Genomic DNA, 10,152 nt, shown 5'->3' with positions numbered 1-10,152 from the left:
CGGCCGGGTCGACCTCGAGGACAGCAAGGTCGAGAACAACCACGCCCGGGAGAACGGCGGCGGCATCTTCAACGTCGGCGTACTCAAGGTCAAGGGGTCCGCCGACGGCAAGGACTGGTCCTCCGACGGTCAGGGTGGATCCGCCGACGGCAAGGACGAGTCCTCCCACGAACGGGGTGGCGAGTCCCGCATCACCAACAACACCGCCGGCAAGAACGGCGGCGGCATCGCCAACGGCCGTGGCAAGGACCAGGAACACGGCAAGGACCAGGAACACGGCAAGGACCAGGAACACGGCAAGGACAAGGAACACGGCAAGGACAAGGAACAGGACAACGGCTCTTGGCCGGGCGTGGAGGGCCGCGACGAGGCCGGCAGCGTGGAGATCTTCAAGACCTCCATCGAGGGCAACACGGCCAACCGCAACGGCGGCGGCGTGTTCAGCTCCAGCGGCTTCGTCAAGATCGTCCTGTCGACCATCAAGGAGAACACCGCCTGCGAAAGCGGCGGCGGCATCTACGCCCGCAACACCAACCTCGACCTCGACAAGGTCACCGTCGCCAAGAACCACGCCAGCAAGGACGGCGGCGGCATCGTCAACACCGGCGGTGAACAGAAGAAGAAGGAAGCCCCGTCCTACGGCGGTGACAAGAAGGAGCAGAAGGAGCAGGAGGCCACCGCCACCATCGACGACAGCGAGATCGTCGAGAACACCGCCGGACGCTTCGGCGGCGGCATCTTCAACGGCGACCCCGACGTCGAACTCAAGGACGGCTACCAGGACAAGCCCGAAGGCGAGGGCGACAACGCCACCCTGACCCTGCGGGACACCGAGATCAAGGGCAACACCGCCCGCAACGGCGGCGGCATCTTCAACAACGAGGGCAAAGTCACCCTGACCAAGACCCGAGTCACCAAGAACACCGCCACCGACTCGTCCAAGCTCCACCGGGTCGCCGGCGGCATCCTCAACAACGACGGCAAGGTCCGCCTCGACGAAAAGTCGACCGTCACCAACAACGACCCAACCAACTGCGCCGGCACCGTCAAGGACTGCTTCAACTGAGGCACGGTCCACGAAACGGCTCCGCACAGACGTCCGGCCCCCTGCCACTTCGGTGGCAGGGGGCCGGATCGTCGTGGGATCAGCTCTGGACGAAGACCGCCACGCTGCGCGCCGGCACGGTGAACGTGCCGCTCGCCTTGTCGAACGAGGCGGTCCGCAACACCGGGTCGGCGGACTCCCGCAACACCGGGTGCAGGGCCACGTTCGCCCCGCGCAGGCCGGTCGCCGTCTGCTTCGCCGCCTCCGGGGTGGCGTTGAAGACCACGGTCACCGACGTCCACTTCCCGTCCAGCCCGCGGGCGTCCAGGGTCATGGTCAGCACGCCCGGCGTCTCCTGTGCGCCGGAGAGCGGGAAGGCGACCCGCTGCTGCACCTGGTCGGCGGTGGTAAGCCCGAAGACCGGCGAGGACTGCCGGACCTTCAGCAGCTCCGCGTACCGGGCGTCGGCCAGGTTGATCGCCGCGCAGTCCGGCACCAGCTTCGGGTCGGCCAGCAACGGCTTCGCGTACGACCACTTGCTCTCGTTGTCCTGCGCTGGCGGGAGACCGGCGCCGAAGCCGTTGCCCTGTGCACAGTCCCAGCGGATCTGGTTGAACCAGTCACCGGAGTTGAACGAATTGCGGTCCAGCGACTTGGAGCGCAGCCGCTCCGAGCCGGCCGTGGCGAAGCCCGCCCCCTGCCCGAAGGTGGTGGTCGCCAACGCCAGCACCTGCATCCGCGACCGGTCGGTCACCGAGGTGCCCTGCGGCAGCTTGTACGCCAGCGCGTCGAACAGGATCTCGTTGTCGTGCGCGTCGGCGTAGGTGACCGCCTCGCCCGGCGCGGCGGTGTAGCCGGCCGGCGAGCCGTTGTAGTCCACCTGGGCACCGGTGACCTGGCGCCCCGACGAGTCGGTGAACCGGTAGCCCCGCAGGTTGCCGGTGAGTCCCACCTTGATCAGGTCCTGGTGGTGCAGCAGCCGGGCCTTCTGCTCGGCGGCCGTCCCGTTCACGGTGTCGCCGTTGGGGTCGGTGTAGAGGCCGGAGGCGAAGCCCTGGATCCGCGGGTTGCCGTCGAACGGGCCCCCGCCGCGCACCGCGTCGCGGAGCCGGTCGTTGAAGGTGCCGATTCCGGTCCCGGCCATGTTGGCCTGGGTGGCCTGCACGAACCGGGCGTCGTTGGCGACCTCGCCGAAGTTCCAGCCCTCGCCGTAGAGCAGGATCTTCCTGCCGTCCACCCCGTCGCGGGCCGGCGTGAGCTTGTCCAGCGCGGCCCGCACGGCCAGGATGTTCGCCTTCGGATGGTGACCCATCAGGTCGAACCGGAAGCCGTCCACCTTGTACTGCCTGGCCCAGGTGACCAGAGAGTCCACCACCAGCTTGCCCATCATGGCGTGCTCCGGGGCGGTGTTGGCGCAGCAGGTCGAGTTGGCGACGCTGCCATCCTCGAGGAGCCGGTGGTAGTAGCCCGGCACCACCTGGTCGAGCACCGACTTCGGGTCGGTGCCCGAGGCCGAGGTGTGGTTGTAGACCACGTCCATCACCACGCGCAGCCCGGCGCCGTTGATTCCGGCGACCATCTGCCGGAACTCGCTGGTCCGCTTCGCCCCGGCCGGGTCGACGGCGTAGCCGCCCTCCGGCACGGTGTAGTGCAGCGGGTCGTACCCCCAGTTGTAGCCGTCGGAGTCGGCCACCGCGGCGACGCAGGCCTGCTGCTGGTCGGAGTCCGGCGGCAGCGCGGCCAGGTCGCAGTCCGGCTGCCGCTGGTCGGCCACCCGCTCGGGGATGGTGGCGAAGTCGAACGAGGGCAGCAGGTGCAGGTAGTTGACCCCGGCGTCGCCGAGCGCCCTCAGGTGCGTCATCCCGGTCGTGCCCGGGTCGGTGAAGGCGAGGTAGGTGCCCCGCCGCTCGGCCGGGACGGTGCTGTCGGCGACCGAGAAGTCCCGGACCGACAGCTCGGAGATCTGCGCCTTCGACGCGGGCACCGCCGGTGGCTTGCGCAGCGTCGCCCAGCCCTGCGGCGCGAGCGACGGATCGGACAGGTCGACGATCTGGCTGTGCGTCGAGTCCGGCGCGAGCGCCACCGAGTAGGGGTCGGTGACCGAGGCGGTGACCACCTTCTGGGCGGCCGGCTGCCACGCCTCGACCTGGTACCGGTAGTACTTCCCGGTCCAGTCGCGGCTGCCGCGCACCGACCACACGCCGGTGCGGTCGTTGCGGCTCATCGCCACGGTCTGCGGCAGCGCCGACGGCGAGTCGAACAGCTGGAGCGACACCATCCAGGCGGTCGGCGCCCAGACCGCGAGGGTGGGCACGCTGCCGACGAAGGTGACGCCGAGCTGCGCGTCGGTGGCCGGCCGGTAGACGTCGTCGAGTGCGCCCGGGATCTGCACGCCGGTGGCGTTGAGCAGCGTGCCCTCGGCGTCCCGCTCGGTCACCACGAGCTGCCCGCGCAGCGCCGCCGGCACCTTGGCCAGGTCGGCCCGGTCCAGCGTGAAGGCGCGGTAGGACCACAGGTGCGGGAAGGCCGCGCGCTGGGCCTCGGTGAGCCCGTTGCGCTGCGCCCGCAGCGGCAGCGAGGTGTACGTCCCGGCCAGCTCGCCGTCGGCGATGCTCAGCCCGCCCGCCGGGGCGGCCACCAGGGCGTACTGCCTGCCGTCGGTCGGACCGGTCAGCCAGGCGACGGTGGACCGGTCGATCCACTGCGCCTGCTGCTTGGTGATGTCCAGGTCCCGGCCGGGGCCGGAGGCGGTGGGCGGCAGCAGCCGGCCCTTCACCCCGGCGAGCAGCCACACCTCGCGCCCGCCGGTGGCGAAGTCCAGCCGCTGGTCCTCGGGCTGGTCCTTCTCGTCGCCGCGGTGAATGATGTAACTCAGCCCGGTGGCCCCGCCGGCCAGCGGCACCCGGAAGACCGCGCCGAAGGCGTCGACCTTTTCCGGCTTGAGCGGGCTGGACCAGTCGGTGGGGTTGGCGGCGCCGTCCCACAGGTGCAGGCCCCAGCCGTCGTAGTTGCCGTCGGCCTTGCGCCAGTGGATGACCGCGGTGCCCTCGTTCACCGGCGGGTCGGGCTCGCCGGTGGCCGCCTGCCGGGTCGGGTAGAGCGCAGTGTCGCCCTGCTTGACCCAGACCTCGCCGGTCTGCGTCACGTCGACGGTGCGGTCATGGTCGACGTCCTTGTTGCCGTTCTTGTCCACCACCAGGAAGCCGACCGACTTCGCGCCCGGCTTGAGCTTCACCCAGGCGAACCGGCCGTAGGAGTCCTCACCGGCGAACGGCTGCCCGTTGGGCCACTGGGTGGCGTACGCCGGGTCGATGTCGCCCCAGGCGTAGAGGCCCCAGTCGTCGTACCCGCCGGCGGGTCGCTGGTAGTGCACCACCGCCCAGTCCCGCGACGAACTCTGTGCCGGGGTGCCGACGACACCGGTGGATCGGGTACTGGCGGTACGCCCCATGCCGTCGCGGACGACGGCCTTGTACTCGACCTTCGTCCCGCCGGGCAGGCCGGTCAGGTCGTGGTGGACGGTGTACGGGGCCCGGTGCGCGCTGCCCAGCAGCGTCCATTTCCCGCCGGGGACCCGGGCGGCGAACGTGACGGTGGCCAGCGGGTCGCCGGTGACCTGCGCGGTGACGGCGGCCCGGGTGGCGACCGGGTCGGCACCGGGCCCGGTGATGGTGACGGCCGGCGCGGCGGTGGCCTGCGGGATGCCCCGGCCGGCCTTGAGGACCACGGCGGACATCGGCGGCACGGTCAGGCCGAGCGTGCCGTCCGCGCCGGCCGTGGCGGCGGCCGCCCCGCCGTAGATGCCGGTGAAGGTGGTGCCGGCCGACCAGGTGTCCACGGAGACGGTCTGCGCGCTGGCGGCGTTGTTCACGGCCACGACGTACTCGGTGCGGTCCGCCGGGGCGATGCGGGAGAAGGCGAAGACGCCGACGCCGTCGGCCGCGTACCGGGTGATCTGGGTGCCGTCGCGCAGCGCCGGGTGGGCCTGGCGCAGCGTGCCCAGCTCGGCGATGGTGCGGTAGAGCGGGTGGCCGGTGTCGTACTGGTCGCTGGCGTGGGTGCGGGTGGTGCCGATCAGGTCGTCGTCGAGGTAGTCCGCCGTCTGGCTGGCGAACATGTCCTGCCGGGCGTCCTTGTCCCCGCCGGGGCCGGTGAAGCCCTGCTCGTCGCCGGAGTACACGACCGGCTGGCCGCGGGTGAGGAACATCAGCTGGTGGGCGAGCTGGTCGCGGCGCAGCTGAGTGGCGTCGTCACCGCCGGAGGCGGCGATGAAGGAGCCGATCCGGCCCATGTCGTGGTTGCCGAGGAAGGTGGTCAGCCGGTTGGCGTCGGTGTCCCGGGCGGCGTACAGGTCGTCGCGGGCGTACACGTCGGCGAGGGCCTTGGCGGAGCCGCCGGCGGCGGTGTAGCCGCGCGCGGCCTCCTGGAAGGAGAAGTCCAGGGTGGCCGGCAGGCCACCGCGCCGCACGTAGGTCGAGGTGACCTCCTGGTCGGCGCTGTAGACCTCGCCGAACATGAAGAAGTCCTTCTTGCCGGCGGCGTCGGCGGCCCGCTTGATGCCCTGGCTGAACTGCGGCCAGAAGTCGAGGTTGACGTGCTTGACGGTGTCCAGCCGGAAGCCGTCGACGTCGGTGCTGGCGATCCAGTCGCCGTACGCCCTGGTCAGGCCCGCGACCACCTCGGGTCGCTCGGTCCACAGGTCGTCGAGGCCGAAGAAGTCGCCGTACTCGCTGTTCTCGCCCGCGAAGGTCGAGTCACCGCGGTTGTGGTACATCGTCGGGTCGTTCAGCCAGGCCGGCACCTTGACCGTCGCGTCCGCGGCGTCGGCGAAGGCGGGGGTGTACGGGCCCGCGTCCTTGTTCACCGTCGGGAAGTCGCGGGTGCCGTCGGCGTAGTTGCGGTCCTCGAAGGCGCGCCCCTGCGCGTCGGTGTACGGCGAGGTCTTCTTGTCGATGTACGCGTACTTGTCCTCGGCGTACCTGATGACGTCGGCGGTGTGGTTGACGATGACGTCGAGGTAGACCTTGATGCCGCGCTGGTGGGCCAGCTTGACCAGCTTCCGCAGGTCCTCGTTGGTGCCGAAGTGCGGGTCGACCTGGGTGAAGTCGGTGATCCAGTAGCCGTGGTAGCCGGCCGAGACGTCCGAACCGCTGCCCTGAACGGGACGGTTCTTGAAGACCGGGGCGAGCCAGATGGCGGTCGTCCCCAGGCCCTGGATGTAGTCCAGCTTGTCGAGGACGCCCTTGAGGTCGCCACCGTGGTAGAAGCCCTTGTCCTTCGGGTCCAGGCCGGTGCGGAGCCGGTCGCCGGTGAGCCCGCCGGAGTCGTTGCGCCGGTCGCCGTTGGCGAACCGGTCCGGCAGGACGAAGTAGAACTGTTCGGCGCGCCCCGTGCCGGTGCCGGCGGAGAGCAGGGCCTCGGTCGAGGGTTCGGCGCCCCACTGGGCGGCGCCGGCCGCCGCGAGCGCGTCGACGGTGGGCGTCCGGTCGGTGGCGTCCGCGCCGAGCTGGTGGACGGCGACCGGGGCACCGACGAGGGCGAGGGTGAGGGTGAGGGTGGAGACCAAGGCGAGCAGCGGCTTGCGAGATATCGGCGGGGGTTTCATCGACGGCCTTCCTCTGGTCGCTGATTCGCCCGCACGCTAGCCCTTGCCGAAACATTCTGCAATACCTTGCAAACAGAGTCGCAACAAAGCAGCCGGCTTGCGAAACATGCCGTCGTCCCGGGCGTCCGGGGAGGTCACCTCCGCGCCGTCGGGAAGTGGGTCAGAGCCCGGCGCAGCCGGCGCCGTCGACCGCGCACCCGCTCGGGCGGGTGTTCCCGCCGGTGCGTTCGAAGTGGAACCGCAGCGGCACAGACGTGCCGCCGTCGAGGTCCACCCCGCTGGTGTACGTGAGGACGCCGCCGGACATCCGGGCGCTCAGCCGATGGTGCAGGCGGCCCCGTTGACGGTGCACTGGCCCGGCCGGTCACCGCTGCCATTCCGGCCGAACGTCATCGACACGACGGCGGTCTCCCCCGCCGGGAGCGAACTCGTGCCGCTCAGCACGAACCAGCCACTGCCCTGGGTGCGCACCGACACCCCGGAGCTGGACGACGCGCGAACCGACTTGACGTTGCCGGAGAACATCAGCTCCACCTGCCACTCGCCGGCGCCGCCGGTGGCGTTGCGCACCGTCACTTCGGCGGAGAATGAGTCCCGGTCGCTGGAGGTGGTTTGGTAGTACGCGCTCATCCGGCCGGAGCCGGCGGGGGCCGGCCCGCCGGTGCTCGGCGTCGCGTCGGGCCGGCGGGAGCTGGCGCGCGCCGACGGGGTGGCGGTGGCGCCGGCCGTCCGCGACGGGGTGGCGTCCACGGCGAGCAGCGGCGCGTCCCCGGCCGGCGTCGGGGACGACGTCACGGAGGGCATCCTCGGCAGATACATCGGCGGCGCCGGCTCGGGCGCGGCCCGGTGCTCCGCTTCGCGGAAGGAGAGCAGGGCGAACACCAGCAGGGTGGCGAGCAGCCCGACGCCGAGCAGCACGACGATCCACGGCATCGACGCCAGCACGGCGGGTGCGGATCGCGCCCCCGGCCGCGGGGCCGAGCGGTCGGACATGGGTCCCCCTTGTCGGAGCAGACGCGCCAGCCTAGCCAGCGCCGCCGACGGATCCCAACAGGCGCAGCCGGTACGGTCCGTCCGGCCGGCCCGGGCCGGAAAACGGCTGGCCGCGGCACGCCCCTTCAGGTCGGCTCCGGTCTCGGGCGCCCGGATCCCGCCCACCGGACGGACGCGCGCTGGGCGCCCGCGCCCCGATCGCCGCAGCACCGCCCGGTGGCGGGCCGGCGGACGGACGGCCGGGCGGGCCGGACTCCCGGACGCCGACGCCAGCGGTCACGCCGCTCGGACGACGGTGGACGGTTGCGGTCGGCCCGTGCGGACGACGGTGGACAGTGGCGGTCAGCCCGTGCGGACGAAGTGCAGATGACCGGGCCGTCCTTGGTGGTGCGCAGCAGGTAGCGGTAACGCTCGCCCGGCACCGCCCGCCCCTGGCTGTCCAGGAACTCCCACTGCCTCACCAATTGTCGCCGCCGGGCGCCGGCAAACCTCAGCGCGGCGGGATGCTCACCTCGATCTCCGCGCCAAGCTTGGCCTCGCCGGCCAGGTCGAGGTTGTCGCCGCTCCAGAACCGGCCCGGGTCGTACCAGTTCGGACGGCGGCCGGCCGGCAGCAGCCCCATCGCCTCGTAGGTCACCGCCACCACCTCGGCGCAGTACGCGGTCTCCAGCGCCCCGTCCCGCACCGGCACCCCGGAGCGGTCCCGGCGACCCGGCAGCCGCACCTGCGGCACCCGCCCCCGCGCCCAGCGCCAGGCGAGCTGGGCGGTGGAGGGGAAGGGCGTGCCGTCGAGCCGGGCGACGGTACGCAGCACCGCCTGCTCCATCGCCGCGTCGGCCGGCGGGTCGAGCTGCCGCAGCCAGGCCCGCTGCCCGTACCGGTTGGCCCAGACGCGGACCGCGTCGCGCAGGTCGTGCAACTGCACGCCGCGCTGGTGGCTGCCGGTCCACCTGTCCGGCAGCGATCGACCCAGCTCGGCGTGCCACATCAGTGGCGGCATGTCGTCCAGCACCACCGCCATGCCGACGTGGTTCACCGGGCTGTTCGTGGTGAACTGGATGGCCCGGTCGGGCACGCTCCGGCCACGGAACACCCACACGTCTCCGGTACGGGTCAGCTCGACGGCCTCGTCCAGGCTGATGCTCATGCCGTCGCCCCGGCGCTTCGCGCGCTGCGCTCGCTCATGGACGACTACCCTAAGCCGATGCGGCAACGAATGCGGTGGTGGAAGGTACTCGGCCTGGCCGGCCTGGCCGGTGTCGCGGCGACCGGCGTGGTCATCGCCCGCGCCGAGCGGCGCCGCCGGGCGTACACGCCGGAGGAGATCCGGGACCGGCTGCGCGAACGGCACGCACAGGCCGCGGGGAGCGTCACGCCGGCCGACGACCCGGCCTGACCCGGACGCGGCCGCCCCGTTTCGGTTGCCGGGCCGCCCTACCCCTCGGCCTCCTCGGCGACGACGAGGAGGCCACGCGGTGCCCGAACCCCTCAGCTGGGCCACCGTGCGGACGCTCCGCCGCGAACCGGCCCCACAGCCCAGGCCGCGGCGCGGCCGGCGGCCTGGGCTGCGCCGGAAGCTGGCGCTGCTGGTCACCGTGACGATGGCGGCGCCGTATCCCCCCTGCACGTAGGCGGATCCGTGCGGCTCAGTCCCCGCGCTCCGCGCCGGTCCGGCGGACCACCTCGTCGAGCGCCTCCGGGGTACGGCCGACCAGCGCGCCCCCGTCGTCGAGCAGCAGGATCGGACGCTGGATCAGCTCCGGGTGGGCCACCATCGCCTCGATCCAGCGTGGCTCGGCGGCGTCGTCGCAGGGCCAGTCGGCCATGCCGAGCGCGACCGCGGCCGGTTCCCCGGTGCGGCAGACGTCCCAGGCGCGGGCGTCGAGCCGGCGCAGCACGTCGGTCAGCTCGGCCGCGCTCGGCGGCCGCTCCAGGTACGCCCGCAGCCGGTACGGCACCCGTGCCTCATCCAGGGTGGCCCGCGCGCCGGCGCACTTCGAGCAGGACGGGTTGTGCCAGATCTCCATGACCGGACATCGTCACACCGGAACTCTTCGTTGATCAAGAGGGCTGCGTCCTCGTACGGCCGAAATCTGACGCAACCTCTTGATCGACAGGGGCCAACAGAGGGTCTCGGCTCCGGTTCCCCCCGGGCCGTTCGGTTTCATCCCGGATGTCCGGTTCTGGGTGCCCGATCCGCCCGGCGGGATCCCGTCTGGCCTGCGGCGTCCCGTGGTCGGGGCCACCCCGGCGGTGGAATGGCCGATGGGCCGGGGTCGTTGTACATGGCATACCCACGGGGAACCCCGCCCCGAGGGTGGCCCGAAGCCAGCGCCCACGGAATGTGTGGCCGGCCGGGTTGGTTACATCCCCCGGACACCCGAGCAGAGCCACCCCCGGCCGCCGGGCAGATCCCCCTTCCTGACTTTCCCTTTCGCGCACACCGTCACCCCCGACGGGCCGTCGCGCACCCCCGAACAGAGAGGCACACATCATGCGTACCGATCTG

General features: G+C 71.9%; 6 protein-coding genes and 1 pseudogene. 2 read left to right on the top strand and 5 right to left on the bottom strand.

What is annotated here, in order from left to right; genetic code table 11:
• Positions 1-1,066: pseudogene (locus ABZ807_RS32565) on the top strand (hypothetical protein); the annotation flags it as partial.
• Between the two features lie 79 nt (positions 1,067-1,145).
• Here ABZ807_RS32565 and pulA read toward each other — a convergent pair.
• The 4 genes from pulA to ABZ807_RS32545 all read right to left on the bottom strand — a co-directional run bounded on the left by pulA (position 1,146) and on the right by ABZ807_RS32545 (position 8,790).
• The gene (gene pulA / locus ABZ807_RS32560; protein WP_357166768.1) at positions 1,146-6,650 is read right to left on the bottom strand and encodes a pullulanase-type alpha-1,6-glucosidase; all 5,505 of its coding nucleotides are present in this window, start codon (positions 6,648-6,650) and stop codon (positions 1,146-1,148) included.
• A 160-nt stretch (positions 6,651-6,810) separates the two neighbouring features.
• Complete coding sequence (locus ABZ807_RS32555) at positions 6,811-6,957, bottom strand: hypothetical protein (protein WP_357166765.1); 147 nt, start codon at positions 6,955-6,957, stop codon at positions 6,811-6,813.
• Between the two features lie 8 nt (positions 6,958-6,965).
• Positions 6,966-7,643, bottom strand: coding sequence for a cellulose binding domain-containing protein (locus ABZ807_RS32550; protein WP_357166762.1), 678 nt, complete (start codon positions 7,641-7,643; stop codon positions 6,966-6,968).
• A 490-nt stretch (positions 7,644-8,133) separates the two neighbouring features.
• On the bottom strand, positions 8,134-8,790 hold the full coding sequence (locus ABZ807_RS32545) for a hypothetical protein (RefSeq protein ID WP_357166759.1): 657 nt from the start codon (positions 8,788-8,790) through the stop codon (positions 8,134-8,136).
• 69 nt (positions 8,791-8,859) lie between these two features.
• Between ABZ807_RS32545 and ABZ807_RS32540 the strand changes: the two genes are divergently transcribed.
• Complete coding sequence (locus ABZ807_RS32540; protein ID WP_357166770.1) at positions 8,860-9,039, top strand: hypothetical protein; 180 nt, start codon at positions 8,860-8,862, stop codon at positions 9,037-9,039.
• A gap of 250 nt (positions 9,040-9,289) precedes the next feature.
• Here the strand turns inward: ABZ807_RS32540 and ABZ807_RS32535 are convergent, their stop codons facing one another.
• The gene (locus ABZ807_RS32535; protein WP_357166756.1) at positions 9,290-9,670 is read right to left on the bottom strand and encodes an ArsC/Spx/MgsR family protein; all 381 of its coding nucleotides are present in this window, start codon (positions 9,668-9,670) and stop codon (positions 9,290-9,292) included.
• Between the last annotated feature and the right edge of the window lie 482 nt (positions 9,671-10,152).

The organism is Micromonospora sp. NPDC047548 (assembly GCF_040642975.1).
In the GTDB taxonomy this organism is placed as follows: Bacteria; Actinomycetota; Actinomycetes; order Mycobacteriales; family Micromonosporaceae; genus Micromonospora.
The sequence above is the reverse complement of the archived record's forward strand: the minus strand, read 5'-3'. Positions and strand labels throughout refer to the sequence as shown.

Excerpts from the sequence above, each read along its gene's own strand:
- pulA (WP_357166768.1), bottom strand. The coding sequence starts at position 6,650 with ATGAAACCCCCGCCGATATCTCGCAAGCCGCTGCTCGCCTTGGTCTCC.
- ABZ807_RS32555 (WP_357166765.1), bottom strand. The coding sequence starts at position 6,957 with ATGTCCGGCGGCGTCCTCACGTACACCAGCGGGGTGGACCTCGACGGC.
- ABZ807_RS32550 (WP_357166762.1), bottom strand. The coding sequence starts at position 7,643 with ATGTCCGACCGCTCGGCCCCGCGGCCGGGGGCGCGATCCGCACCCGCC.
- ABZ807_RS32545 (WP_357166759.1), bottom strand. The coding sequence starts at position 8,790 with ATGAGCATCAGCCTGGACGAGGCCGTCGAGCTGACCCGTACCGGAGAC.
- ABZ807_RS32540 (WP_357166770.1), top strand. The coding sequence starts at position 8,860 with ATGCGGTGGTGGAAGGTACTCGGCCTGGCCGGCCTGGCCGGTGTCGCG.
- ABZ807_RS32535 (WP_357166756.1), bottom strand. The coding sequence starts at position 9,670 with ATGGAGATCTGGCACAACCCGTCCTGCTCGAAGTGCGCCGGCGCGCGG.